The organism is Streptomyces triculaminicus (assembly GCF_017349075.1).
GTDB lineage: Bacteria > Actinomycetota > Actinomycetes > Streptomycetales > Streptomycetaceae > Streptomyces > Streptomyces triculaminicus.
In genome coordinates this window covers 24,253-48,183 of the sequence record NZ_JAFMOF010000003.1, presented here as the reverse complement: position 1 = coordinate 48,183, position 23,931 = coordinate 24,253, and the positions used below count along the sequence as shown (strand labels likewise).

24 protein-coding genes and 1 pseudogene are annotated in these 23,931 nt (G+C 69.2%); 13 read left to right on the top strand and 12 right to left on the bottom strand.

The annotated features are described in order from the left end of the window. Positions 1 to 51 precede the first annotated feature (51 nt). Together J1792_RS18845 and greA are read left to right on the top strand one after the other, a co-directional pair. Positions 52 to 462, top strand: a complete 411-nt coding sequence (locus J1792_RS18845) for a DUF4307 domain-containing protein (RefSeq protein ID WP_207247861.1) — start codon at positions 52 to 54, stop codon at positions 460 to 462. A gap of 267 nt (positions 463 to 729) precedes the next feature. Further along, a complete protein-coding gene (gene greA / locus J1792_RS18840) occupies positions 730 to 1,227 on the top strand; it encodes a transcription elongation factor GreA (RefSeq protein WP_086572321.1) in 498 nt (165 codons plus the stop codon). Between the two features lie 105 nt (positions 1,228 to 1,332). Here greA and J1792_RS18835 read toward each other — a convergent pair whose 3' ends face one another. From J1792_RS18835 to ilvA, 3 genes are all read right to left on the bottom strand, one after another. Then, on the bottom strand, positions 1,333 to 2,193 hold the full coding sequence (locus J1792_RS18835) for an ABC transporter permease (protein ID WP_207247860.1): 861 nt from the start codon (positions 2,191 to 2,193) through the stop codon (positions 1,333 to 1,335). Next, entirely contained in the window at positions 2,190 to 3,170 is a 981-nt protein-coding gene (locus tag J1792_RS18830) for an ATP-binding cassette domain-containing protein (RefSeq protein WP_086572324.1), read from the bottom strand. Before J1792_RS18830 ends, J1792_RS18835 begins: the two co-directional genes overlap by 4 nt. A 147-nt stretch (positions 3,171 to 3,317) precedes the next feature. Then, on the bottom strand, positions 3,318 to 4,580 hold the full coding sequence (gene ilvA, locus J1792_RS18825; RefSeq protein ID WP_207247859.1) for a threonine ammonia-lyase: 1,263 nt from the start codon (positions 4,578 to 4,580) through the stop codon (positions 3,318 to 3,320). A 149-nt stretch (positions 4,581 to 4,729) separates the two neighbouring features. Between ilvA and J1792_RS18820 the strand changes: the two genes are divergently transcribed. The 3 genes and pseudogenes from J1792_RS18820 (at position 4,730) to J1792_RS18810 (ending at position 5,961) form a co-directional block, all read left to right on the top strand. Next, a complete protein-coding gene (locus J1792_RS18820) occupies positions 4,730 to 5,233 on the top strand; it encodes a MarR family winged helix-turn-helix transcriptional regulator (RefSeq protein ID WP_207247858.1) in 504 nt (167 codons plus the stop codon). A gap of 31 nt (positions 5,234 to 5,264) precedes the next feature. Then, positions 5,265 to 5,713, top strand: a pseudogene (locus J1792_RS18815) (sigma factor-like helix-turn-helix DNA-binding protein). Beyond that, positions 5,710 to 5,961 carry a hypothetical protein gene (locus J1792_RS18810; protein ID WP_086574925.1) on the top strand — a complete coding sequence of 84 codons (252 nt, stop codon included), beginning with the start codon at positions 5,710 to 5,712 and terminating at the stop codon, positions 5,959 to 5,961. The pseudogene J1792_RS18815 and the gene J1792_RS18810 overlap by 4 nt, the downstream one beginning before the upstream one ends. A 64-nt stretch (positions 5,962 to 6,025) precedes the next feature. On the opposite strand, the gene J1792_RS18805 is transcribed toward J1792_RS18810, so the two are convergent. Beyond that, the gene (locus tag J1792_RS18805; RefSeq protein WP_086574922.1) at positions 6,026 to 7,171 is read right to left on the bottom strand and encodes a cystathionine gamma-synthase; all 1,146 of its coding nucleotides are present in this window, start codon (positions 7,169 to 7,171) and stop codon (positions 6,026 to 6,028) included. A gap of 123 nt (positions 7,172 to 7,294) precedes the next feature. On the opposite strand from J1792_RS18805, the gene J1792_RS18800 reads away from it, so the two are divergent. Next, the gene (locus J1792_RS18800; protein WP_207247857.1) at positions 7,295 to 8,386 is read left to right on the top strand and encodes a hypothetical protein; all 1,092 of its coding nucleotides are present in this window, start codon (positions 7,295 to 7,297) and stop codon (positions 8,384 to 8,386) included. 64 nt (positions 8,387 to 8,450) lie between these two features. Then, positions 8,451 to 9,158 carry a peptide-methionine (S)-S-oxide reductase MsrA gene (msrA, locus tag J1792_RS18795; RefSeq protein ID WP_207247856.1) on the top strand — a complete coding sequence of 236 codons (708 nt, stop codon included), beginning with the start codon at positions 8,451 to 8,453 and terminating at the stop codon, positions 9,156 to 9,158. A 99-nt stretch (positions 9,159 to 9,257) separates the two neighbouring features. Here msrA and J1792_RS18790 read toward each other — a convergent pair whose 3' ends face one another. From J1792_RS18790 to J1792_RS18780, 3 genes are all read right to left on the bottom strand, one after another. Then, on the bottom strand, positions 9,258 to 11,828 hold the full coding sequence (locus tag J1792_RS18790; RefSeq protein WP_086566364.1) for a tetratricopeptide repeat protein: 2,571 nt from the start codon (positions 11,826 to 11,828) through the stop codon (positions 9,258 to 9,260). A gap of 328 nt (positions 11,829 to 12,156) precedes the next feature. Beyond that, positions 12,157 to 12,627, bottom strand: a complete 471-nt coding sequence (locus J1792_RS18785; protein WP_086566363.1) for an NUDIX domain-containing protein — start codon at positions 12,625 to 12,627, stop codon at positions 12,157 to 12,159. A gap of 2 nt (positions 12,628 to 12,629) precedes the next feature. Next, positions 12,630 to 13,373, bottom strand: coding sequence for a helix-turn-helix transcriptional regulator (locus J1792_RS18780; RefSeq protein WP_086566361.1), 744 nt, complete (start codon positions 13,371 to 13,373; stop codon positions 12,630 to 12,632). Positions 13,374 to 13,490: 117 nt separating this feature from the next. Here J1792_RS18780 and J1792_RS18775 point away from each other — a divergent pair, with 117 nt between their 5' ends. Next, a complete protein-coding gene (locus J1792_RS18775) occupies positions 13,491 to 14,075 on the top strand; it encodes an ATP-binding protein (RefSeq protein WP_242646303.1) in 585 nt (194 codons plus the stop codon). 451 nt (positions 14,076 to 14,526) lie between these two features. Then, positions 14,527 to 14,916: an RNA-binding protein gene (locus J1792_RS18770; RefSeq protein WP_143587558.1), complete on the top strand. Its 390-nt coding sequence runs from the start codon at positions 14,527 to 14,529 to the stop codon at positions 14,914 to 14,916. Between the two features lie 984 nt (positions 14,917 to 15,900). On the opposite strand, the gene J1792_RS18765 is transcribed toward J1792_RS18770, so the two are convergent. Further along, positions 15,901 to 17,343, bottom strand: coding sequence for a recombinase family protein (locus J1792_RS18765; RefSeq protein ID WP_086566358.1), 1,443 nt, complete (start codon positions 17,341 to 17,343; stop codon positions 15,901 to 15,903). Between the two features lie 73 nt (positions 17,344 to 17,416). On the opposite strand from J1792_RS18765, the gene J1792_RS18760 reads away from it, so the two are divergent. The 3 genes from J1792_RS18760 to J1792_RS18750 all read left to right on the top strand — a co-directional run bounded on the left by J1792_RS18760 (position 17,417) and on the right by J1792_RS18750 (position 19,879). Further along, a complete protein-coding gene (locus tag J1792_RS18760; protein WP_207247855.1) occupies positions 17,417 to 17,884 on the top strand; it encodes a hypothetical protein in 468 nt (155 codons plus the stop codon). 301 nt (positions 17,885 to 18,185) lie between these two features. Beyond that, complete coding sequence (locus J1792_RS18755) at positions 18,186 to 18,587, top strand: hypothetical protein (RefSeq protein ID WP_242646302.1); 402 nt, start codon at positions 18,186 to 18,188, stop codon at positions 18,585 to 18,587. Beyond that, the gene (locus J1792_RS18750) at positions 18,584 to 19,879 is read left to right on the top strand and encodes a nucleotidyl transferase AbiEii/AbiGii toxin family protein (RefSeq protein ID WP_086566356.1); all 1,296 of its coding nucleotides are present in this window, start codon (positions 18,584 to 18,586) and stop codon (positions 19,877 to 19,879) included. Before J1792_RS18755 ends, J1792_RS18750 begins: the two co-directional genes overlap by 4 nt. 43 nt (positions 19,880 to 19,922) lie before the next feature. Here J1792_RS18750 and J1792_RS18745 read toward each other — a convergent pair whose 3' ends face one another. Then, on the bottom strand, positions 19,923 to 20,435 hold the full coding sequence (locus tag J1792_RS18745) for a hypothetical protein (RefSeq protein ID WP_207247854.1): 513 nt from the start codon (positions 20,433 to 20,435) through the stop codon (positions 19,923 to 19,925). A gap of 84 nt (positions 20,436 to 20,519) precedes the next feature. Here J1792_RS18745 and J1792_RS18740 point away from each other — a divergent pair, with 84 nt between their 5' ends. Then, on the top strand, positions 20,520 to 20,951 hold the full coding sequence (locus J1792_RS18740) for an acyl-CoA thioesterase (protein WP_207247853.1): 432 nt from the start codon (positions 20,520 to 20,522) through the stop codon (positions 20,949 to 20,951). A gap of 4 nt (positions 20,952 to 20,955) precedes the next feature. Here the strand turns inward: J1792_RS18740 and J1792_RS18735 are convergent, their stop codons facing one another. The 3 genes from J1792_RS18735 to J1792_RS18725 all read right to left on the bottom strand — a co-directional run bounded on the left by J1792_RS18735 (position 20,956) and on the right by J1792_RS18725 (position 23,769). Next, positions 20,956 to 22,047, bottom strand: coding sequence for an IS630 family transposase (locus J1792_RS18735; RefSeq protein WP_207247852.1), 1,092 nt, complete (start codon positions 22,045 to 22,047; stop codon positions 20,956 to 20,958). A 90-nt stretch (positions 22,048 to 22,137) separates the two neighbouring features. Beyond that, positions 22,138 to 23,430 (bottom strand): hypothetical protein, encoded by a 1,293-nt coding sequence (locus tag J1792_RS18730; protein WP_086566352.1) that lies wholly within the window; start codon positions 23,428 to 23,430, stop codon positions 22,138 to 22,140. A 3-nt stretch (positions 23,431 to 23,433) separates the two neighbouring features. Next, the gene (locus tag J1792_RS18725; RefSeq protein ID WP_086566351.1) at positions 23,434 to 23,769 is read right to left on the bottom strand and encodes a hypothetical protein; all 336 of its coding nucleotides are present in this window, start codon (positions 23,767 to 23,769) and stop codon (positions 23,434 to 23,436) included. Between the last annotated feature and the right edge of the window lie 162 nt (positions 23,770 to 23,931).

The window sequence follows — 23,931 nt, the reverse complement described above, 5'->3', positions numbered from 1 at the left end:
CCCCGCCGGCAAGGGATGCGCCCGGAACCGGCCCTACCAGGAGGAACGATCATGGCTGCGGACCGCGGAGCCCTGCCAGAGGGCCGCTACGGCCGCTCGGCGGACGAGCGCGCCGACCGCAAGCTGAAGATCGTCGGTGCGGTGCTGGGCGCGGCGATGCTCGCCTTCGTCGGCTGGGCCGCTGTGCACTACATCACGAAATCGGACGGCAGCACCCAGCTGATCCGTTCCAAGACGATCAGCGACGACACCGTGCAGGCGGTCCTGGAGGTCCGCAAGGACGAGGACGCCGTCGCCGTGTGCACGCTGCGCTCCCTCGGCGCGGAGGGCGGCGAGGTGGGCCGCAAGGACTTCCGCTTCGACAAGCCCGAGACGCACTTCACCGAACTGGTCACCCTGCGGACGACCGCCCACGCGGCGGCCACCGAGCTCAAGGGCTGCCGGATGGAGAAACGGGGCTGACAGGCCGGGGCGGCCGGGGCCGGGAGGTCCGGGCGACCGGAGCTGACAGGCCGGGCGGGTGGGCCGTGATCAAAGCCGCTGTCACGCCGCTGACCTGCGTTGACGCGATTCTTGCGCGGTTCCTCCCCGTCGGTTCTTCCCCCTTTCCGGACGGAATTGTTAGGCTCGTGGTTTCGCCCACCTTTGAAGGTGCACCCTTCTGAGTAGGGCGTTCATTTGTATCGAGATGCATCCCCCAGCATTCCCCAGTACCGACGAGGAGCACCTGTGACCCAGACCAGCGACAACGTCACCTGGCTGACTCAGGAGGCGTACGACCAGCTCAAGGCCGAGCTGGAGTACCTGTCTGGTCCCGCTCGCACCGAGATCGCGGCGAAGATCGCGGCGGCCCGCGAGGAAGGTGACCTGCGAGAGAACGGCGGTTACCACGCGGCCAAGGAGGAGCAGGGCAAGCAGGAGCTTCGCGTTCGCCAGCTGACCCAGCTGCTCGAGTCCGCGAAGGTCGGCGAGGCCCCGGCCGCCGACGGTGTGGTGGCCCCCGGCATGGTCGTCACCATCGCCTTCGACGGCGACCCGGACGACACCCTGGACTTCCTGCTGGCCTCGCGCGAGTACGCCAGCTCGGACATCGAGACGTACTCCCCCCAGTCCCCGCTGGGCTCGGGCGTCAACGGCAAGAAGATCGGCGAGGACGCTCAGTACGAGCTCCCCAACGGCAAGAAGGCCATGGTCCGCATCCTCGAGGCCAAGCCCTACTCGGGCTGACGCCCTCGCGGACGCCGGACGAGTCAAGGCCCCGGCCCCCGGATCTCCGGGGGCCGGGGCCTTCCGCATGCCCGGGGTCTCCCACGTTCCCGGGCCCGCGCCCGCCTACGCCGTCGCCGAGCGGTATTTGCGCACCGACAGGGCCCGGAAGGCGGTGATGATCAGCAGGGACCAGATCAGCGACGCCCACACCGGGTGCTGCATCGGCCACGCCGACGGCACCGGATAGCCGGCCGGCAGGTTGCCGAAGAGCTCGCGCGCGGCCTGGACGGTGGCGCTGAAGGGGTTCCACTCGGCGATCGTGCGCAGCACGGTGGGCATGTTGTCCGCGGGGACGAACGCGTTGGAGATGAAGGTCAGCGGGAAGAGCCAGATCAGCCCGCCCGACGTGGCCGCCTCCGGGGTGCGCACGGACAGCCCGATCAGCGCGCCGATCCAGGAGAAGGCGTAGCCGAGCAGGAGCAGCAGGGCGAAGCCGGCCAGGGCCTTGAGCAGCCCCTCGTGGATCCTCCAGCCGACGATCACGGCGACGATCGCCAGCACCACGAGCGTGAGGGCGGTCTGCACCAGGTCGGCGAGCGTGCGGCCGGTGAGGACGGCCCCGCGCGCCATGGGCAGCGAGCGGAAGCGGTCGATGAGGCCCTTGTGCATGTCGTCCGCGATGCCGGCGCCCGCGCCGGCCGTGGCGAAGGTGACGGTCTGCGCGAAGATGCCCGCCATCAGGAACTGGCGGTAGGTGTCGGGGTCCGTGCTGCCGCCCACGGCGATGGAGCCACCGAAGACGTAGCTGAACAGCACCACGAACATGATCGGCTGGATCAGCCCGAAGATGACCACTTCGGGGATGCGCATCATGCGGATCAGATTGCGCTGGGCGACGACGAGGGAGTCGCGTACGGACTGCACGGCGCCGCCGCGTGCCCTGGGCACCGGCCGCCGGGAGAGGGTGCCACCGGCCGCGGTCATTTTCCGGCCCCTTCCTGCTCGAGGGTCTCCTCGCCGGCCTCGGCGACATGGCCGGTGAGCGAGATGAAGACGTCGTCGAGGGTGGGGCGGCGCAGGCCGATGTCGTCGATCTCGATGCCCCGGGTGTCCAGCTCGCGGATGACCTCGGCGAGCAGCCGGGCGCCGCCGGAGACCGGGACGATGACCTTGCGGGTGTGCTCCTCGACGGTGAACCCGCCCTTGCCGAAGGGGCGCATGACCTCGACGGCGAGCGGGATGTGCTGGCGTTCGTGCACGACGAGCTCGACGCGTTCGCCGCCGGTGCGGGCCTTGAGCTGGTCGGAGGTGCCGCGGGCAATGACCTTGCCGTGGTCGATCACGCAGATGTCGTGCGCGAGGTGGTCGGCCTCCTCCAGATACTGCGTGGTGAGGAGCAGGGTAGTGCCGCCGGCGACCAGTTCCTGGATGACCTCCCACAGGGCCTGGCGGTTGCGCGGGTCCAGGCCGGTGGTGGGCTCGTCCATGAACATCACGGGCGGGCTGACGACCAGGGCGGCGGCGAGGTCGAGGCGCCGGCGCATGCCGCCGGAGTAGGTCTTGGCGGGGCGGTCGGCGGCGTCGGCGAGGTGGAAGCGCTCCAGCAGCTCGCCCGCGCGGGCCTTCGCCTCGCGCGAGCTCATCTGGTACAACCGGCCGACCATGCTGAGGTTCTCACGCCCCGTCAGATATTCGTCGACGGCGGCGAACTGCCCGGACAGGCCGATGGCGTGGCGCACCTCGTTGGGCTTCTTCAGTACGTCGATGCCCGCCACGACGGCTTTGCCGCGGTCGGGCCTGATGAGGGTGGTGAGTACACGCACGGCGGTGGTCTTGCCGGCGCCATTGGGGCCGAGCAGTCCTAGAACGGTTCCTTCCGGGACGTCGAGATCGACGCCGTCCAGAGCCGTGACGTCGCCGAAGGTCTTGACCAGGCCTTCGGCGTATATAGCGCCTGGCATGGAGGTTCTCCCCGTTGAGGTGACGTAATACACGATTTTACGTTCGCGGGCTCCGTCCCGCCCCGTGAATGATTCCCACCGGATATTCACCGGAAATCCGTGACCGCCGTCCGCGGGCCATTCCGGCCGCACGCCAGGGGCGCGATATCAGGACATCACCGGATAGCCGGCCGCGCGGAGCGCCGCCCGGACCGCCGCGCAGTGCTCCGGTCCCGCCGTCTCCAGGTGCACCTCGACCTCGGCCTCGGTGAGCCCCAGCCGCGGGTCGGTCCGTACGTGCGAGACGTCCACGACGTTGGCGCCGGCCGCCGACAGCACCTCCAGCAGCGCGGCCAGCGCGCCCGGACGGTCCGTCAGCAGCAGCCGCAGCGACAGGTACCGTCCGGCGGCCGCCATGCCGTGCCGCAACACCCGTTGCAGCACCAGCGCGTCGACGTTGCCGCCCGACAGGACGGCCACCACCGGCCGTCCCTCCCTGCCCCCTCCCGCCTCTCCCCCTTCTCCCGTCCCGCCCGCCGCGTCCCGGAAGGCCGCCGGGTCGGCCAGCAGCGCCGCCACCGGGCTCGCCCCGGCCGGCTCCACCACCAGCTTCGCCCGCTCCAGGCACAGCAGCAGCGCGCTCGACAGCTCGTCCTCGGACACCGTGCGCACCTCGTCGACCAGTTCCTCGACGATCCGGAACGTCAGCTCCCCGGCCGCCCCACCCGGATGCTCGGCCATCGTCACGGGCGCCTCCACCGTCACCGGGTGCCCGGCGGCCAGCGACGGCGGGTACGCGGCCGCGCCCGCCGCCTGCACCCCCACGATCCGTACGTCCGGCCGCAGCGCCTTGACCGCCACCGCGACGCCCGCCACCAGCCCGCCCCCGCCGACGCCCATCACGACCGTGCCCGCCCGCGGGCACTGCTCGAGGATCTCCAGTCCCACGGTGCCCTGTCCGGCGATGACGTCGGGGTGGTCGAAGGGGTGGATGAAGACCGCGCCCGCCGCTCGCGCGTACTCCCGCGCGGCGGCCAGCGCCTCGTCCAGTCCCTGCCCGCACACGCGCACCTGGGCGCCGTAGCCGCGGGTGGCGGCCAGCTTGGGCAGCTGGGCCTCCTCCGGCATGAACACCGTGGCCCGGACGCCCAGCAGCGAGGCGGCCAGCGCCACCCCCTGCCCGTGGTTGCCGGTGCTGGCGGCGACGACGCCGGCGGCCCGTTCCCCGGCGCTCAGGCCGGCGATCCGTACGTAGGCGCCGCGCACCTTGAACGAGCCGGTCCGCTGCAGGTTCTCGCACTTGAGCCGGACCGGGGCGCCCACCAGCCGGGACAGGTGGCGGCTGGGCTCCAGCGCGGTGCGCTGGGCCACCCCCGCCAGCGTCCGCTGTGCCCGCCGGACGTCGTCCAGGCGGACCGGTCGTGCGGCCATGGGGTCAGTATCCCGCCGCCCCCGGATACCGGCATACCGACCGGTTTGCCGAGCACTGGTACGAACGGGCGCCGGGCCGCGTACTCTGTCCCCCATTCTCAGCAGTTCCCCGCTCTTATCCCTGCCGTCGTACGAAGTGAGTCCCAGCCATGCCCACCCCTCAGGACATGACGACCGACCTCGCCCCCGGCGTCCTCGACGCCCTCCAGCACCAGGTTGCCGTCTTCGCCCGCCGTGCCGAGCAGACCCGGCTCGGCGGCGTCGGCCGGGTCCACAACTCCATGGACCGCGCCGCCTACCTGCTGCTCAACCGCCTCGACCAGGAAGGCCCGATGGGCGTCAAGGCGCTCGCGGCCGGCATGGGGATCGACTCCTCGACCGTCACCCGCCAGGTCGCGCCGCTGGTGGACACGGGCCTGGTCAAGCGCACCTCGCACCCCGAGGACGGCCGTGCCGTCGTCCTGCAGCTCTCCCCGCGCGGCAAGGCCCGCCTGGAGGAGGTGCGCGCCTCGCGCCGCGAGCTGATGGCGCTGGTGACGGAGGGCTGGGCGGAGGACGAGCGCGAGATCTTCTGCAACCTGCTCACCCGCTTCAACACCGCGCTCTCCGAGATCCACTTCACCCAGGCCCCGCAGGTGCCGCCGGCCTCTTGACCGGGCGCGCCACCTGCCCTGTCCTGGAGGGATGCGGGAGCGGCAGTCCGCCCGGGAACGCCGCCGGGCCCGGGAGTTCGAGGCGTTCGTCGCGGGTGCGGGCGGCAGGCTGCTGCACGCGGCGCGGCTGCTGACCGGCGAGCGGACGGCCGCCGAGCGCCTGCTGACCGCCGCCCTGGCCCGTACGTACGCCGCCTGGGACGCGCTCGGCGGCGAGGACCCGTACGACCACGCCCGCCAGGAGCTCGCGCGGTGCTACGCCCGTACGGCCTGGCGTCGCCGCCCCGCCCCGGCGGACCGCTGGGGGCCTTCCCGCCCCGCGACCGCCTGGTGCTCGTCCTGCGGCTGTACGAGGACGTCCCCGAAGAACAGACCGCGGCCCGGCTGGGGCTGTCCGTGCGGCGCGTACGAGCCGTCTGCGCGCGGGCCGCCGCGACGCTGCCACGCGACGCCGTCATGACCGGCCCCACGCCGCCATGAGCGGCCTCGACCGCCGGGAGGCCCGGCTCCGCAGCCTGCTGGACGGCCCCCGCGCACAGGTCCCCCCGGACCTCGCCGCCCGGGCCGCCGAGCGCGGCCGGCTGCTGCTGCGCCGCCGCAGGGCGCTGCGGGCGGCGGCGTGGGCGCTGCTCGTGGCGGCGGCGGTGGCCTTCGGCGTCTGGGCCGCGACCGCCGAGCCGTGGGAGGCCCGGCCGGCGCAGCAGACCCCGCCGCTGCGGAACCGGTGAGGACCGCCGAAGCGGTCCCGCGGCGGGATCGGCCACGGGGAGCGCGGGCTCCCCGGTCCGGCTGCTAGCCCAGCGCCTGCGTGAGGTCGGCCAGCAGGTCGTCCGCCGACTCGATGCCCACCGAGGCGCGCACCAGGTCCGCCGGCACCTCGAGCTGGGAACCGGCCACCGAGGCGTGCGTCATGCGGCCCGGGTGCTCGATCAGCGACTCGACGCCGCCCAGCGACTCGCCCAGCGTGAACAGCTTGGCGCGGTTGCAGACCTCGACCGCCGCCTCCTCGCCGCCCGCGACGCGGAAGGACACCATGCCGCCGAAGGCGCGCATCTGCTTGGCGGCCACCTCGTGCAGCGGGTGCTCGGGCAGGCCCGGGTAGTACACCTGCGTCACCTTCGGGTGCGCGACCAGCAGCTCCACCACGCGCTCGGCGTTGGCGGTGTGACGGTCCATGCGCACCGCGAGGGTCTTGATGCCGCGCAGCGTCAGCCAGGAGTCGAAGGGGCCGGCGACGGCGCCCATCGCGTTCTGGTGGTAGGCCAGTTCCTCGCCGAGACCGGCGTCGGAGGTGATCAGGGCGCCGCCGACGACGTCCGAGTGACCGCCCATGTACTTGGTGGTGGAATGGACGACGACGTCCGCGCCCAGCGCGAGCGGCTGCTGCAGGTAGGGGCTGGCGAAGGTGTTGTCCACGACCAGCTTGGCGCCGGCCTCGTGGGCGACGCCCGCGACGGCGGCGATGTCCGTGATGCCGAGCAGCGGGTTCGAGGGGGTCTCGACCCAGATCGCCTTGGTCTGCGGACGGATGGCGGCGCGCACGGCGGCCGGGTCGGAGGTGTCGGCCACCGACCACTCGACGCCCCAGCGGCCGACGACCTTGGCGAAGAGACGGAACGTACCGCCGTAGGCGTCGTTCGGGATCACCACGTGGTCACCGGGCGCGAGCAGCGTGCGCAGCAGGCAGTCCTCGGCCGCCAGACCCGACGCGAAGGCCAGGCCGCGAACGCCACCCTCGAGGGCCGCCAGGTTCTCTTCCAGGGCGGTACGCGTGGGGTTGCCGCTGCGGCTGTACTCGTAGCCGCCACGCAGCCCGCCCACACCATCCTGCTTGTAGGTGGAGACTTGGTAGATGGGCGGCACGACGGCCCCCGTCAGCGGGTCCGCCTCCTGCCCGGCGTGAATGGCGAGGGTCTCGAAGCTGTGCTGGTCGCTCATCCATCCGAGAGTACTGCCCGTTCCGCCGAACGCTCCTGTTCACTTGTAACGTGCGGATGAACGATCCGCCGGTTTGTCGCGTTGTACCCTCGTCGGCCTTCGTTTCCAGCCCTCAGGACAATCATGGAGTTTTTCGTCATCCTGCTGCTCGTCGTACTGGTGTGCGGCCTCGTGGCGATGCCCGCGCTGCGCCGCCGGCGCGCCGGGCAGGCGGCTGCGGCGGGCGCCGGACCGGCCGTGGACCCCTTCGGCCCCCACGGCTTCGTACCCCCCGGGCAGCTCGACGTGCGCCTGCCCGGCCCCGACCCGGAGCTGCTGGCCGCCGTCGACGAGGCCCGCCGCACCCAGGACTGGAAGCCCGCCGCCGACCTGCTGCGCCGCACCGACGCCAGCACCGCGGCCGAGCTGCGCTGGCAGCGGGTGCAGACCCTGGCCGGCGCGGCGGTCCGCGAGCTGTCCGAGGCCCCCGGCACCGGCGGCATGTGGCTGCGCCACTGGCGCGTGGTGGCCCCCGAGGACGCGGGCGGCGCGATGGTGCAGGCCGAGTTCCTCGCCCAGCAGGCGCTGCGCGACCCCTCCTCGCAGGACTTCCGCATGATCCTCGAGGAGGCCCGTACGGTCTGCGCCGAGGCCGAGCGGCTGGCCCCCGGCGACGTCGTGCCCGCCATCACCGGCCTGGGCGTGGCGCGCGGGCTGGGCGCGAGCGAGGCGGAGTTCCAGTCCGCGTGGGAGGCCGTCACGGCCCGCGCCCCGCAGCACATGGGGGCGCATCTGGCCGCCCTGCGCTACTGGAGCGCGAAATGGCACGGCTCCCAGAACCAGGCCGAGGACTTCGCCCGCCGGGCCGCGGCGAGCGCCCCGCAGGGCAGCCTGCTGCCCGCGCTGCCGCTGTTCGCCGTGTACGACCACCTGCCCGACGTACAGCTGGTGCGCAGCCTGTTCCAGAGCGTGGTGATCCGCGACGCCGTCGAGGCCGCCCAGTACGCCGTCACACACGCCCCGGAAAGCCACCCGGTGCTCCCGCACGTCCGCCACCTGCTCGCCTGGTTCCTGGTGCGCGCCGAACGCTACGGCGAGGCCCTCGAGCAGTTCCGCAAGGCCGACGGCCACATCGGCGCGATCCCGTGGACCTACGAGCCGGATCCCGTCGCCGCCTACGCCTCGTACCGCGCGGTGGCCGTCGCCGGCTGGGAATCCGGCCGGAATTCCGCGTGAACGACCGCCGTTGTAGCCGGTGACGCCCGCCGCCCGCCCCGCCGCACCCACGTTGGAGACATCCATGCTGTTCGGCCGCCGCGAGACCCGCCTGCCCACCCCCGCCGAAGCCCTGCCGGGCCGCCCGGCCCCGGAGTTCCCCCTCCAGGAACGCCACACCGTCCTGGGCACCCCGCTGGCCGGCCCCTACCCCGAGGGCCTGGAGGTGGCCGACTTCGGCCTGGGCTGCTTCTGGGGCGCCGAGCGCATCTTCTGGCAGACCGAAGGCGTCTGGACCACCCTCGTCGGCTACCAGGGCGGCCACACCCCCCACCCCACCTACGAAGAGGCCTGCAGCGGCCTCACCGGCCACACCGAGGCCGTCCGCGTCGTCTTCGACCCCTCCGTGATCCCCTACGCGACCCTGCTCAAGATCTTCTGGGAGTCCCACGACCCCACCCAGGGCCACCGCCAGGGCAACGACCAGGGCACCCAGTACCGCTCGGCGGTCTACACCCACTCCCCCGCCCAGCAGAAGACCGCCGAAACCTCCCGCGACGCCTACCAGCCGGTCCTCACCACCTCCGGCTACGGCCCCATCACCACGGAGATCCACCCGGCGGGGCCCTTCTACTACGCCGAGGCGTACCACCAGCAGTACCTTTCGAAAAACCCGGCGGGCTACTGCGGCATCGGCGGGACGGGCGTCAAGCTGGGTGACCCGTCGGAAGAGGGCTGGGGGATGTCTTGCCCGACAGGTATCGCCCCGGCACCAGATACAACGGACATGTAGCCGGTCGTGGGAAGCTCCCTGTCTGAGCAGAACGGCCCGTGGCTCCGACGCCTCAGGAAGTACTGTGTGCACCGCTCACTTCGAAACGTATCAAGAATTTCACATGCGAGGCGATGTTCGATTGGGCAAATAGCCCAGCGGGCCAACATAAGGAGGAAATCTCATTGGGATCTTCGGAAGGTCTCCGATAGGACCTGATGAGATCTGTTCGAGGCTGGCCGAAAGCTGGGCTTCCAACCCGCCAGGGAGCTTAAGCCGAATCAGCAGTGGCATCAAAATACCGACGGCAATCATCCCCACCAAAATAGGCGTGAGGGTTGTTGCCATCGTCGCGGTGACATGATGCTTCCAGACGAAGTCGATCCACACTGCCACAAGAGCCAGGAAGGCAACCATGGCAAGCCCACGGCTTTCCATTCGGCTTATGTAAGCAGCGCGCACCTCCCGCCCTAGAAGCTGGAGGGCGCGCTCGGCTTCAATATGATCCGTCTGAAGGTTTCGGCAATTCCTGAAGTGTATTTTAGCTTTTCGCCTGTGCGATATTCGAACGTTTGCATCGGCGACATTTCCAAGTCTCTGCTCCGCCAGCCCCGATATGAAATGCGCTTCAGCATTAGAGGCGCCGCGATTGATTGCTTTCTTGGATTCAACGAGCGCCTGTTCATACAAATCGTTCCTCTGCTGGGCATCCCCAGCCTGAATAAGCAGACGCGCTAGCGCAAGATGCAGTTGAGCATCTCCGCCGGGCTTCCTGATGTGCACCGCTTGATGGAGAACTTCTTCCGCTGCCCCCATGTCACCCGAGTTGCTCGCCAACGCCAAAGCCAACCCAATTGCGGCACCCGTACTCTGCGAGTCAAATTTGAGAGCCTGGCGGAACTCGCTCACAGCTCGCGTCATATCCTTCCGGTAAGCGTCGCCATCCTTTCTCCCCTCCCAGCGCCGCAGGTACAAGTTACCCAGCTCGACATGCGTCTGGCTGTCATAATAATTCAACTCCGTTGCACGCAGCAAACATTCCTCCGCCTCTCCGTAGCGCGCCAACTGTACATACAGTGCCCCTAGATCCACATATGAGCCATCAAAGGGAGCGATTTCGACAGAACGGCGAAAATGATATTCTGCGTCCGCCCAGTCGCCACGTTTGAAGGCAACCACGCCCAGGCAGGTATGAGCCAAGTGATCACGAGCGTCATCCTTCAGGGACTCGTGGCACAACACGTCAGCTTCTTTTAGCTTATCCCTCCGCAGCTCCGCCCATGCCAACGCGGTCTTCACCCCGCTCAGCCGAGGCCACGAATTAGCAGAGTCATCGAAGTGCTTTCGAGCATCGTCATACTCTCCCTCAGCGAAGGCTACCCATCCGAGTCCCTGCAAAGCGACCGCCCGCTCTGCCGAGCTGATCGCGATTGAGAGCAGTCCGCGGAATACCTCCTGGGCTTTTTTGTAATCACGGCGATCGCAGTAAACCTCGGCGAGCTCAGCCTGGAGTCCCACTGCCTGAGGATATTGTGCGCATGCAGCAGCCATCAGACGTTCCGCCTCCGCGAAACGGTGCGTCGAGCGGAGAGCTGCGGACATGCCTGCTACAGCCTCATCCTCAACTGGATTCAGAGAATGTGCCCTATCGTATTCATCAAGGGCCTTCACGTAATCATGACGTTTGAACAAAACGCGACCCAGTGCCGTCCTAGCCTCAAATGACTGAGGGTGTTGATCTACATACTCTTGAGCAGCGGCCTGAGCATCCTCGAAACGCAAGAGATTCAGAAGGACATCAACATGCAGTGAGTGCACTGAGGGGTGAAGCGAGTCTAGTTCGAGTGAGCGTTCCACATGCTTGAGCGCCCGCTCATTTCTACCTTCAGCGACAAACACCTTGGCAAACTCTACGTACGGTTCTGGGGAATTTGGTAGGAGTTGAATAGCCTCACGTGCGGCCGTTTCAGCTTCTCTCCAGCGATGTTGGGCCCGCAGGCTCTTGATACGCCATTTCAGCAATTCCTTATTTGTGCGATCGAGGGAGAGTCCTTTTTGGAAAGATGACAACGCATCCCCATACCGCCCCTGGGCATGAAACAGTTTGCCGAGGATAAGCTGCGGTTGCGACTCACGAGGGTATCGGCTGACCAGATCCTGCGCCTTAGCCTCTGCTTCGTCCCAGTGACGCAATCCATAAAGGGCATCTACGTGAAGAGAAATCCCAAATCTCGATCCCGAGTCGCGGAACTGAATTTCCTCGGCTTCCAACAACGCGTCCTCGTATCGCTTTTCCTTCTCCAGAACATCTGCAAAGGCGCACCGTGCAGCAATTTCGTCGGGATAAGACTCCTTCAGAATCCGCGCTGCCTTTTCTGCCTCACCCCAGCGCTTCAGATTTCCTAGAGACGCTACACTAAAGAACAGCGCATCCCTATTCCGCGAGTCGCGTTGGAGGGCCTGTTCGAAGGCATACAGCGATTCTTCATATCTCGCTTCAGCGCCAAAAACGCGCCCAAGCTCTACGTACGAGCCAGGGTCATCGGGATAGGCTTCCACTAGCGCCTGCGCCGCATCCTCTGCCTCATCCCAGCGTGTTGCATCGATCAGTTTATTTATTTTCTTACGCCGCACTGGCTTCGCATTCCATTGCAGCGTCCGTGTCAGATTCCCAAACATAACGGCGAACATCTCCTGGCACTCAGGGACCTCTACGTCCACTGTGCGCCTAGAGGCTCTCTAGCGCATCTGCGAGCACCAAAACCGTGCGCTCCGTAAGGCTCCTGTCCGTGCACGTGGCCCGGACGATAAAGCCCTCCTGGGCTGATGCAGGCGGATGCCACGCTTCTTTCGTTTAGTTCCTTAATGACACTGGAACAGATAGCTTGTGGAGGTGCTGCTGTGAGGGCGACGAGAAGTATGCAGAGTTTGCGCTGCGTACAGGCGGGCCGGTACAGCTGGCACGGGCGTGAGCTGCCCGATGGGGATCGCGCCTGCGGAGGGCTGACCTCGGGGGGCTTCACCCCAGGTAGGGGCGCTCCCGATGCTCTAGGAAGTGCTGGATGCGGAGCTGCTGGGTGTGGTGCATGGGGAGCTTGGCGATCTCGTCGGGGTGGACGAACCGCAACTCGGTGGACTCGTCGGAGATCGCGAGCTCTCCACCCGTCACGTGTGCGGTGAAGCAGACGTTGAACTGCCGCCGTACCTCCCCGTCGGAGTAGGCGATCACGTGGCGCGGGTCGGTGTAGGTGCCGACCAGCCCCGTGATCTCCACGTCCAGCCCGGTCTCCTCCTTGACCTCGCGCACGGCCGTGCCGGGGAGGGAGTCGGTCATCTCCATGCCGCCGCCGGGCAGGGCCCACAGATCGTTGTCGCGCCGCCGCTGGAGCAAGATGCGGCCTTGCTTGTCGGTGACGACGGCAGAGGCAGCCACGACCATGCTGTTGGGCTCGGGGCCCTCCGGGTCGTCGTAGTACTCGGTGCGGGACACGGTCACTCCTCCTGGACGGGCGTCGCTGTCGCCCACACCGCGTCGAAGCTCTGTGCGTAGGTGTCGAAGATCCCTCCGTCACCGTGGCGGCGGAGGTGCCAGACGGGTGCTGCGAACGCGTTCGCTCCCCAGATGTGGGCATTGACCAGTAGTTGATCATCTGCCCGGTAGAGGGAGTTGTACAGCGTCGTTCCGTGGGTCCGGATCTCGATGCCGGGTATCCCGACCAACGGCCGGCAATGCATCAGCGCCAGTCGGCACCTGGACTCGATGCCGTGGCCGAACCGCTCCTCCTCGCCACGTTGCCTGACGTTCTCGCTGTCGGCGTCGCCCAACGCGATCCGGACCGAGCATCCTTCGGCGGCACGCTCACGAAGGAGATCATTCAGGCGGGGGTACGCCTCGTGCAGGAAGACTGCGGCATAGACGAGCATGTCGATGTGCTCGCGGGCCTGGGCGAACAGGTCGGTGAACCGGGAAACCGGAACGTCCGCGCGCTGATCGTAGAGAGCTACCAACTCAGGGCTGACGGCGCGTGCGGCACGTGCCTGCCGGAGCGCCGGCCACAGTGCGTGCACGTCTTCTCCTAAGGTCTCCGCCGCCCGCAGAGCTGTCACGCGGCGCGGTGTGCGGCTCTGATTCACCCATCGCTCAACGGACTTGGGGTCAACTTCCGCCTTCTCCGCGAGGGAGGCGTACGTCCACCCTCCGGCTGCCATGGCGGCTCGCAGTCTTTCGTTCGTCATCACAGTCTCTCCCGTCGTTGGGGACACCACTAGGGACGTTCTACCGCGTGCGGGACGTCCCGGAATGACTTTTGGGGGAGGTATCCCCGTCCTGATGGACGGCGCGATCCTCCCTGTATGAGCCACAAGAGAGCCCCACAAGGGGTGGCGCCGACATCAGATGCCGGGCAGCGGCGTGCATGGACGATGCGTGAGGAAAAGCCTCCGTCGGTCCTCGCCCTCGGTGCCTCAACGTCGCGCCCGCCCAAAGAGCGCTTCCGTGGGTTCACACTCTGCGCCGACTCCCACGACACGGCGCGGGACGCGCGCTGCCTGGTGGCGGCCACCCTGAAGGCCTGGGGGCTCGTCGTGCTCGCGGATGATGCGCGGCTGGTCGTGTCAGAGCTGGTCGGCAACGTCGTTTACCACGCCGTACCCGATGACCACCTGGTACGCCCCGACGGCCGCCGCCAGATCGACATCACCATGACGAAATGGCCGAAGTGGCTCTTCATCGGCGTGGGCGATGAAGACTCCAGCCCGCCCACGTTCCCGCGTGGGGAGCCCTTCTCCCCGCGCCTCGCCGTCGACCTGCCCGAGGCGGTGCTCCCGGACTCTGGGCGGGGCATGCACATCATTCACCACCTGGTCGATGCGCTGTGGTGGGCGCCTGAAGATCGAGGCGGGAAGACGGTGTTTTGCCGCTGGGACCTCAACGACTGAGGAGGGACACGACATGCGGGTTTGGGCGCGCCGTCTCCAGCGCGGAGACATTGTGATGGAACGGGGCGAGCGACGCGAGGTCCTCGCTGTGCGACACGATCAACGACTCCGCGATGAAGTCGTCCTGGTCTTCAAGTCCGGCCCAGCCATGCGGGTGTCGGCAACGAAATCACTGGAAGTTGCCCTCTAGCGCAAGCTGGGGGAGCTCTGCGGCTTCCACCCTCAGACCGCCTCGAGCGCATGACGACACACTCCAGTGCAACCTGACCGGCCTGAATGCATTGGGGTGGCCAGCTTGCTGGCGCGCTCGAGGAGGGACGGCGGGGGTTTTCGTCCTTTCTGCCCCGCCGGCGGTTCGGCTCCTGGTAAGAGGAGCCGGACCGCACACCCATAAAAAAGCCGGACCACCCCTCAGCTTGCAGGCACAGGGTGGTCCGGCGAGGGATCTCACATGACCCCGGTGCCGATGGTACCGGGGCTGTTGTCGTGTTCCTATGAGACGCACGGCCCCTCGAAATCCAGAACCAGCCAACGTGAGGGGTGGCAAGTGATGTTCGGGCCCGGGGATGAGGCGTTCGAGACCGCGAGTACGGAGTTCGACCCTGACGCTGTGATCTGGGTGCCGGACGTGGACTACGTCAGCGGCTGGCGGGAAGCGCAGGATGCGGCCGCCGAGTTGAGTGACGCCTTGGGTCGCGCTGGCGTGGACCTCAGGGACGCGATCGCCACGGCGCAGACGCGGGCGGACGGCTCCGGGGTCGTGCGGCTGTTGTGGCCGGTGGGGACCGTACAGGCGGTTGCCGAACTGGTGCGGCGCGAAGATCTGCGGGAGGCGGGCTGAGGACTGAGGCTGACCAGGCCGTGTTGTACGCAGCAGTTATAGCGCTGCGTCTGTGCCCGAGGCACGGTTCCTCGCGATGGCCAGACGCTCGGCCACGATGGTGGCGCGCCGAGCGGAGCGCCCACGACGGGCGCGGCCACAGCGCGGCAGCTGCCAGCTCCCCCTCAGCCACGGACGGGCAGCGCGGTCTCCTCACGGGCCCGCATCCGTGACGGCGGGAGTACGGCGCCCAACTCCTACGGCGCCGCAGGCCCGGTCTCCGGGCCTGCGCCCCCACCCGTCCCCTCGCTACCAGCCTCGTTGGCGCGCGCAACGACGATGCGGGCGGTCGGCACATCACCCGCCATGTGAACCGCTCAGCGCTGCCGCCCCATCGGGAGCGAGTCGGTCGCCTTGTGGCGTCAGCGCGTGCGGGGTGTGGCGGTGGGCGTCCGGAGGGACCGGCCGCCAGGCCGCAGCCCGCAGGGGCGCCCGGACCGCCGGCGCGCCTCTGGGCGCGCCCTTGAGGAAGTAAAGAAAAGTTGGACCGATCCCCCAACCAGCGACACGACGCGGCGGCACTGGGCTGGTGCAGGGATCAAGGCACCCGATTCCGTTCGACCGCAGGGCATCGGATATCGGCTGGTGTCCTTGGGGGCACCTTGGGAGCATGTAAGGACGAGTGACAACGGCAGCACCTGCGCCAGGTGCGACAGCGCGCCGACGGAAGTCGGCCCAAGAGGAAGGACCCAGCCCATGAGCCGCGCGGTCCGCCCGCTGACAACGCCCTGGAGGTCGCCCGTTGCCCACCGCTCTCAGCACCGACGCGCACACAGCAGTTCACTCCTGGGGGCCTCTTGGTTCCCGATGAACTCCGCCATCGCGTCGCCGCGTCCCGCGCTCGCCAAGGGCTTCCGCCGGTCATCGAAGATCTGGCAGTGATCGAACGCGCGGCGCGGGTCTTCAGACTCGTACCGTCCGATTCCCCCACCGCGCGTTCTCATCTCAAACGACCCAGTCGATGACGAACCGCTCCGGATCCCATCGCTTGCGCGGGTTCGCAGGCCTCACGTGCACAGCCCGTATCGCAGACGAGAGCACCGCACGCCGCTGTGAGTGGTTCATGTGTTTCCAGCGGGCTTGCATGTCCTCATAGCTGCCGACGAATCCCAACAGGACCGCCTGGGACGAGATCTTCGCCAGCTTGACCCGGTCGCGTTCCAGACGCTCCTGGACCGGCTCACGAGCCATCATCCACTCCTTGCGCGAGATCCTCCGCGCACCGAAGTCGGCGGCCAGTTCCTCCAGCTCCTCCTCATCGGCCCGCACCCTTTCGTAGAGCTCGCTCCCGTCCTCGTCCGATTCCCGAAGCCGCTTCATGAAGGTGGGCGAATCGAACGCCGCCAGGACCATGTCCCGGACGTGCTCGTCCGTCCGCTCGGCGTTCGTCGCCGTACCTCCACATGCCTCCGTGCCGGGCGTGTTGGGGCATACGTAGCGCGGTACCCCGGAGCGAGGGCGGCCGACCATGCCCCACCCACATGCCTTCTCCGGCTCCCCAGTCGGCTTGCCGCACCGGAGAATGCCCGACAGTAGGTAGGTACGCCCGCCGCCATCGTGCGTACGCCTGGTCGGGTCGCTCAGCAACGCCCGCAACCGGTCCGAGTCCTCGTGGCTGATGATTCCCGGCCACACAGCGTCGCTGACGATCTCCCCCACCAGCGGACGGGTGCGCTCCCACGAGCTGCGCGGCGTGTGCTCCCGCCGCCCGCTGATCCTCGCGGACGCGAGCAGGCGGCGCATCCCACTGACCCTCCAGGGAATCCCGGCCGCCGTGACGAGCCCCCGGCCCTTCCAGTCCCGGCAGATGCTGGCCAGGCTCTCCCCTGCCAGCGTCCGGCGTGCTGCCTCCCGGACCTGCTCGGCTTCGCTCTCGCGGATGGTGATCCGGTCGTTCTCGTAGCCGAATGCCCGTTTGCCCCCACCGGCAACCCTTCCCGCTTCCGCAGCCTGGCGGCGCTGCCTCTGCTGACGCTCGGCCTTGTGCTCGGCTTCATGCCGGGCGGCGGCTCCAAGCATGCGCGCGATCAAACGACCGGTCGGAGTCGCGAGGTCGATCTCACCGCTGACGGTCGCCAGCTCCAGGCCGCGCCTGTCCGCTAAATCGATCACGTCTTCCAATTCGCGCGGTGATCGCGTAAGACGGTCCACGTGCCAGCACACCACCGCGTTGACGAGCCCTTGGTCGATGTCCTCCATGAGCTCCCGCCACTTAGGGCGCGGGGCTCCGGAGTACGCGCTGACGTCGTTGTCCGGGTAGACGTCGACCACGTCCCATCCCTTGCGGGCGCACAACGCCCGGCAGTCCTCTTCCTGGCGCGCGACGCCCAGCCCGGCGCCGCCCCGGTCCTGGCTGATCCGCACGTAGATCGCAGCTCGTGTCGTCATGGGTCACATAGCTACACCCCCGTAGGGACGGGCGTTTCCTGCCCGATCGGCATCGCCGAGGCTCCGGCCCCGGATGCCTGAGAAACCTCCGCGTACCACCAGGTACCGGCTGCTTGAGGGCCCCTGGGGCATCTGGATCGAGCTGACGGCCTCGGCGGCCACGAGCGGCCGACCGACGGCCTGCGGCGACCAGGTCTCGGACGGGGTGTGGCTCGACGCCACCCCCGTCCTCACCCACCCGCCCACGGACCGCCAGGGAACACGGCTGTCCCCCGGAGAAGCGGCCTGGCTCCGCCACGGCCTGACCCTGGCGGCCCCCGCCCTCACCGCCGCCGCGCCGGGCCCGCACACCCTCGTCACGGTCCACCATGTGCGCTTCCCCGAGACGGACTACCAGCCGGAAGGCCTGGCGGCCGCCCTCCTCCTCTGGGCAGAGCAGGAATTCGACCTGCCGCCCCACGCACTCGCCGTCACCTTCGACCGCGCCGCCAACCGCTACGTCTACCCGTGGGCGGAAGCGCTGGGCCCTCACCCCAAGTAGGGGCGCTCCTGGGGAGCCGCCTGAGATCATCTGGCGGTGATACCGACCACCACCTCCTCCCCCACCATCACTTTCAACGGCTTCAGCGGCGACTTCGAGGCGCACATCACCGTCCGTGCCGACGATCCCGCCGACGTGGCCGCTCTCGAGGCGCACGCGGGGGCGCGCGGCGTGAAGTTCACACACATCGTGCTCGAGCGGGGGCGGACGCCCAGCCAGCCGATGCTCACGCTGCGGGGGCACGGGGCGCTGGAGGAGCGAGGAGGCCGCTCGCGCGCTGCGGGAGGACGGGTTCGACGTCGTGCGGACGAAGATCGAGGCGACCCCGTGGGCCGAGGGCGTGCCGGGCACCGACGAGGAGGCCGTGGCGCTCGGGGGGCGCTACTACTTCGAGCACCACGTGAAGCTGCTGCTCGCGCCCGGCGCGGACACCGCCGCGCTCGCGGATGTCGCCTCCCGGCGCGCCGCCCACCTCTCGCGCAACGCCCGCCGGGTGCGCGCGGACGGTCGCGCCGAGCGGTTCGTCACCCAGCGGTGCCGGCTGGTCGGCGGCCGCACGGCACAGGAGCGGCTGGAGGCGCTGGTGACGGCGCTGCGCACGCGCTGCGATGAGATCGTTTCGGTCGAGCGGGAGTTCGTCGTGCACGACAGCGACGAGTCGCTCGACGCGGGGTGGATCGACGAGGAGGGTACGGGGAGATGACGGCGACACCGTGGGAGCGGTTCGACTACGGGCCGTGGGACGACGACACGGTCGTCCCGCAGACGCCGCCGGACGAGGCGACGCGCGCGAAGCAGGACCTGCCGCTGACACTGCGCCCGGTGGCCGGCGACGGCGTGCTGCAGCGTCCGGCGTACGACCCGGCGGTCAACCACCGCAGGCTGGGCATGCGGCTGAGCGAGCCGCAGTTCGCGGACGAGCGCAGGGGCGGGGCCTGGTACGCGGCCCGGCGGCTGGCCCTGGAGGAGACGCTGGCGGCGGTGGCCGGGTCCGCGTGGGCCGGGCACCTGGTGCTGCGCGGCAGCATGCTGCTCGCCACCTGGTACGGGGACGCGGCCCGCGAGCCCGGTGACCTGGACTTCGTGGTCGTACCCGGCACCTGGCGGCTCGAGGACGAGCGCACCGACGCGATGCTCGACGACATCGCCCGCGCCGCCGAGGAGCGGACGGCGGGCGGGCCGGTCCGTATCGACGCCGCCGGCGCGGTGAGCGACGAGATCTGGACGTACGACCGGGTGCCGGGCCGCCGTCTCGTGCTGCCCTGGTCGGCGGAGGACGACGGCATACCGGCGGGCACGGTCCAGCTCGACTTCGTCTTCAACGAGAAGCTGCCCGCCCCCGCCGTGCCGGCCGACGGCACGGCCCTCATGACGGCGAGCCGCGAGGTGTCGCTCGCGTGGAAGATCCTCTGGCTGGTGACGGACCACCACCCCGAGGCCAAGGACCTCTACGACGCGGTGCTCCTCGCCGAGGACGCGGACACCCGGCTGTCGCACGAGCTGCTGAACCGGGTGCTCCTGGCCGAGGGCGAGCCCTGCGACCTCGGCTGGATCCTCTCCCAGGCCGCCGAGGCCGACTGGGACGAGTACGCCAAGGACCGTCCCCGGCTCGCCGACACCGGCGCCGGCTACCTGACCCGCCTGGCCATCGCCCTCGCCCCCACCTTCGCCCCCGCCGAGGACGGGCCGTACGCGCAACTGGCCGCCGTCTGCGAGGACCTGAAGCGGACGCTGCGCGACGAGCTCGAGGCGGGCGGCATGGACGCCGTGGCGGAGTGGTTCGCCTGCCGGCACGTGCCCGTCGTGGAGGCGCTCGTGGCCGTACGCGAACTCCTCGGCCGCGACGAACACACCCTGCACCGGACCGCCGACGTGCTCGCGACCTTCCGCGCCACCCGCTTCGACCGCGAATACCGCCCGTTCCCCACCGGCTGGACCGGCGGCCCCCACGAGACGGCCACCCGCCTGGAGGCGGCCGAAAGCGACCGTACGTAGGGCGCCTGCTTCTCCGTCACCCCGTACGTCAGCACGTACGGTCTCAGTCCGTGATGCCCAGGTTCTCCCGCATCACCCGCCGCATCGACGTCAGGCGCGGCTCGGCCTCCTTCAGGTCGAGCAGCGCCTGCTCCACGTTCTCCCCCTCGCGCGCGACGCCGCGGTCGAGACGCTTGGCGACGGCGTCCGCGTCGGCGAGGACCTCGTTCACATGCCGGGACGCCGCCAGCACGACCTCGGCGGCGATCAACTGCGCCTCGGCGTAGCGGTCGCGGTGGTCGAGCCGCGCCTCTTCGAGCTGCTCACGGTCGCGGTCGGTGTACACGCCGTCGCGCAGGCGGTGGAAGGCGTCCTTCAGGAGGGTGTGGAACTGCCGTGAGGCGCGGTTCATGGCCGCATAGACGGCGCGGCGCTCCTCGAACCACCGCCGCGCCTCCTCCATCCGCACCTCCTCGGCCCGCCGGCGGGCCGAGACGCGGTGGGTCACCAGCGGAGCGAAGAGGGTGCCGAGAACACCCACGACCGCGGTGATCATGGCGGCGAGGACAGCGATCACGGGGGCGACCCTAGCCACCGGCGGGCATCAGGCCGGGGCCCACCGACGGGAATGCGCCACCGTCCCGCGAAGGTTGGAGGGGCCATGAGCGATTCCTTCAGCGTCACCGTCACCGTTCGTGGCTACGAGACCGATTCCCAGGGCCACCTGAACACCAGCGTCTACATGCAGTACGCCGAACACGCCCGCTGGGCGTGCCTGGAGGCGGCCGGGGTGCGGCAGAGCGCGCTGCTGGAGAAGGGGGTGGGGCCGGTGAACCTGGAGACGAACCTGCGGTTCCACCGGGAGCTGCGGGCGGGCGACGAGGTGCGGGTGAGCTGCGCGTTCTCCTGGGAGGGCGGGAAGACGTTCCGGGTCGAGCAGAGGCTGACGAAGGCCGACGGGACGCCGGCCGCCGACGTCACGAGCGTGGGCGGGCTGCTGGACCTGCACACGCGCCGGCTGGTGAGCGACCCGGCGGCGCACTTCGAGGCCCTGGCGGCCGACATGCGCGTCCTCGGCATCCGAGGCGTCTGAGGGCCTAGTGATCTGAGTCGGAGATTCTTCGGCAGTAGTTGGCGACTTTGTCGAGGATCTCGTCGGCTGTCTTGGTCCAGATGAAGGGTCTGGGTTGCTCGTTCCAGTCGGTGAGCCAGGCACGGATATCGCGTTCGAGGGCTTGGACGGAGCGGTGGACGCCTCGCTTGAGCTTCTTCTGGGTCAGCTCGGCGAACCACCGTTCCACCAGGTTCAGCCACGACGCGCTCGTGGGTGTGAAGTGCAGGTGGAACCGTGGGTGGGCCAGCAGCCACCGCTTGATGTCGGGTGTCTTATGGGTCGCGTAGTTGTCCAGGATCAGGTGCACCTGGAGACCGTCGGGGACCTCCCGGTCGAGCTTGGTGAGGAACTTCTTGAACTCCGCTGCCCGGTGGCGCCGGTGCAGGGATCCGATGACTTTTCCGGTTGCCACTTCCAGGGCGGCGAAGAGGGTGGTGGTGCCGGCACGGACGTAGTCATGGCTTCGCCGCTCGGGGATGCCGGGCACCATCGGCAGCACAGGCTGAGACCGGTCCAAGGCCTGGATCTGCGACTTCTCGTCCACGCAGAGGACGAGTGCTTTCTCCGGCGGGTCGAGGTAGAGGCCGACGACGTCGCGGACCTTGTCGATGAACAGCGGGTCGGTGGACAGCTTGAACGTCTGCGACCGGTGCGGGGCCAGGGCGAACGCCCGCCAGATCCGCGAGACCGTCGACTGTGACATCCCCGTGGCCGCCGCCATGGACCTGGTCGACCAGTGCGTGGCGTTCTTGGGCGTCTCCTCGAGCGTCTTGACGATGACGCGCTCGGCATCGGCGTCGGTGATCTTCCGGGGAACACCGGGCCTCGGGTCGTCACACAGGCCGTCCAGCCCACGGTCGAGGAAGCGGCGCCGCCAGGTGCGGACCGTGTCCGGCGTGATCCGCAGACGCCGGGACACCTCCATGATCGAGTGCCCCTCGGCACACTCCAGCACGATCCGCGACCGCTGAGCCAGGGCTTGGGCGGTCGTGCGACGACGCACCCAGCCCTCCAGCACAGCCCGCTGGGCATCAGTCACCGACAACGGCGGAATCTTCGGACCCGGACGACTCATACCGAACCAACGACAAATCTCCGACTCAGGTCACTAGGGCCTGTCCGGCGGATCTTCGTCATGCGGCACCACGGCGCCCCTACGGGGCGCTCAGCGCGTGCCCGTGAGGCTGTACTGGCCGTCCAGGGTCAGGGTGAGGGTGTAGGAGGGCGACCCGGTCGTACCGTTGGCGATGTTCCCGCTGATCGTGTACGGCCCGGTCCGGGTATTGCCGCCGGGGCTGGTGTCGGTGTCCGTCGTCGTGCCCGAACCCTGGACGGTGCCGTCCTGGAGCAGCTTCGCGTCCATCGGTCCCAGCGTCTCGTTCACGGTGCTGGCCACCCCGGTGAACGCCGGGGTGTAGTTCACCTCGGTGAGGGTGACGGTGATGTGCCCGGCCTCGTCGGGGCCCGGTCCGGAGGGATCGGACTGCTTGGTGATCGTCACGAAGCACTCGGGTTGTTCGCAACGAGCACCGTTCAGGGTGCCGTTGTACGTCCCGTTGACGTCGAAGTTCGTGGGAGCGGCGGGCTGCGGGTTCGAGGGGTTGGACGGGTTCGACGGCTGGGGCGACGAGGGGTTCCCCGGCGCGGGGTTGCCGGGCTGCTGCGGGGCCGGGGCGGACGGCGGGTGCGCAGGCGCCTCCTGGTGGGTGCGGTTCCAGAGGTAGACCGCCCCGCCGGCGAGCGCCAGGATGATCACGCCGCCCGTGAGCAGTGAGCCGAGGCCGAGCCCCGCGATGCCGCCCACGCCCTCGGCGGCGGCCGCACCGCCCACGGCTTCGCCTGCCGCGACGGCCTCGCCCGCGGCGATGCCTTCGCCGACGGCGACGCCTTCGCCCACGGCGGCGCCCTCACCGACTGCGGCGCCCTCACCAAGGGCGGCTCCTTCGCCCGCCGCGGCGCCCTCACCGAGTGCGGCCCCCTCGCCTGCGGCGGCTCCTTCGCCGGCTGCCGCGCCGGGGGCGGTCGCGCCCGGTGCGATCGTCGCCGCGTCGGCACCGGCGGCGGGGGCCGCCGTCGCCACGCGGCCGGCGGCGACGCGGGCAGCGGTTCCCAGGCCGCCGACCTTGGTGGCGTTGTCCTGCAGGAACGCGGCGATCGCCTGGGGGGACCACTTCGCCGTGTTGGCGAGGAATTCCTTGAACCCGGCGGCCCCGGCCTCCACGGCGGCATGCAGGTCGGCCTGCGCGGCGGAGAAGGCCTGACGGAGGGACTGCAGATGCTCCTCGACAGTTTCCTCCAGGGTGGGCCCGTAGTAATCGCCGAGTTGCTTGGTGCCGTTGGCCAGGGCGTCTTCCATCTCCAGCAGGCCCTTGCCCAGGATCCTCGCGTTGTTCTGCTGCCTGACGATCCACGCCTCGAAGGCGGTCTGCAGGGCCTGGTTCTCTCCCGGTGGAGCCATGGCTCAGCCCTCCGCGGCCGCGGATCCGCCCGCCGCCCGGTCCGCCGGTGGCTCCTGGTCCCGGAAGGAGCCCATGGTGCGGAGCCGGATGCCGTCGTACCAGTACCAGGTCGCAGTCGACAGATCGAGGAGCAGAGCGCCGTTGTCACGCATGATGAGCCCGGCACGGAACGCCTGGCGACGGAAGGAATCGAAGTCGATGCGCTGTGCCTGCAGGTCGTCCAGGAGCTGCTGATACGTACCGAGCGAGGTCTTGAGCTGCGACAGCAGCTCGGCTGCGGCTGCCTCCTCGATCTCGGGCAACGCCTCCAGGGGCCGAGTCGCGTCCGAGTGGTCCATACGCCGCCCCCTTCCGGGAAGGGCCCCGTTTACCAGTCTGCCACTGCCGTGTTATCGGCGGTAGGGAGCTGTGTGCGGGGGCGGCTGCCCTGGGCCAGAGGCTCGGGGGCTAAGGGACACCCGAGACGTCTGAGGCCTAGGGACACCCGAGGCCTCTGCCGC

Excerpts from the sequence above, each read along its gene's own strand:
- J1792_RS18845 (WP_207247861.1), top strand. The coding sequence starts at position 52 with ATGGCTGCGGACCGCGGAGCCCTGCCAGAGGGCCGCTACGGCCGCTCG.
- J1792_RS18835 (WP_207247860.1), bottom strand. The coding sequence starts at position 2,193 with ATGACCGCGGCCGGTGGCACCCTCTCCCGGCGGCCGGTGCCCAGGGCA.
- J1792_RS18830 (WP_086572324.1), bottom strand. The coding sequence starts at position 3,170 with ATGCCAGGCGCTATATACGCCGAAGGCCTGGTCAAGACCTTCGGCGAC.
- ilvA (WP_207247859.1), bottom strand. The coding sequence starts at position 4,580 with ATGGCCGCACGACCGGTCCGCCTGGACGACGTCCGGCGGGCACAGCGG.
- J1792_RS18820 (WP_207247858.1), top strand. The coding sequence starts at position 4,730 with ATGCCCACCCCTCAGGACATGACGACCGACCTCGCCCCCGGCGTCCTC.
- J1792_RS18810 (WP_086574925.1), top strand. The coding sequence starts at position 5,710 with ATGAGCGGCCTCGACCGCCGGGAGGCCCGGCTCCGCAGCCTGCTGGAC.
- J1792_RS18805 (WP_086574922.1), bottom strand. The coding sequence starts at position 7,171 with ATGAGCGACCAGCACAGCTTCGAGACCCTCGCCATTCACGCCGGGCAG.
- J1792_RS18800 (WP_207247857.1), top strand. The coding sequence starts at position 7,295 with ATGGAGTTTTTCGTCATCCTGCTGCTCGTCGTACTGGTGTGCGGCCTC.
- msrA (WP_207247856.1), top strand. The coding sequence starts at position 8,451 with ATGCTGTTCGGCCGCCGCGAGACCCGCCTGCCCACCCCCGCCGAAGCC.
- J1792_RS18790 (WP_086566364.1), bottom strand. The coding sequence starts at position 11,828 with ATGTTCGCCGTTATGTTTGGGAATCTGACACGGACGCTGCAATGGAAT.
- J1792_RS18780 (WP_086566361.1), bottom strand. The coding sequence starts at position 13,373 with ATGACGAACGAAAGACTGCGAGCCGCCATGGCAGCCGGAGGGTGGACG.
- J1792_RS18775 (WP_242646303.1), top strand. The coding sequence starts at position 13,491 with ATGAGCCACAAGAGAGCCCCACAAGGGGTGGCGCCGACATCAGATGCC.
- J1792_RS18770 (WP_143587558.1), top strand. The coding sequence starts at position 14,527 with ATGACCCCGGTGCCGATGGTACCGGGGCTGTTGTCGTGTTCCTATGAG.
- J1792_RS18765 (WP_086566358.1), bottom strand. The coding sequence starts at position 17,343 with ATGACGACACGAGCTGCGATCTACGTGCGGATCAGCCAGGACCGGGGC.
- J1792_RS18760 (WP_207247855.1), top strand. The coding sequence starts at position 17,417 with ATGCCTGAGAAACCTCCGCGTACCACCAGGTACCGGCTGCTTGAGGGC.
- J1792_RS18750 (WP_086566356.1), top strand. The coding sequence starts at position 18,584 with ATGACGGCGACACCGTGGGAGCGGTTCGACTACGGGCCGTGGGACGAC.
- J1792_RS18740 (WP_207247853.1), top strand. The coding sequence starts at position 20,520 with ATGAGCGATTCCTTCAGCGTCACCGTCACCGTTCGTGGCTACGAGACC.
- J1792_RS18735 (WP_207247852.1), bottom strand. The coding sequence starts at position 22,047 with ATGAGTCGTCCGGGTCCGAAGATTCCGCCGTTGTCGGTGACTGATGCC.
- J1792_RS18730 (WP_086566352.1), bottom strand. The coding sequence starts at position 23,430 with ATGGCTCCACCGGGAGAGAACCAGGCCCTGCAGACCGCCTTCGAGGCG.
- J1792_RS18725 (WP_086566351.1), bottom strand. The coding sequence starts at position 23,769 with ATGGACCACTCGGACGCGACTCGGCCCCTGGAGGCGTTGCCCGAGATC.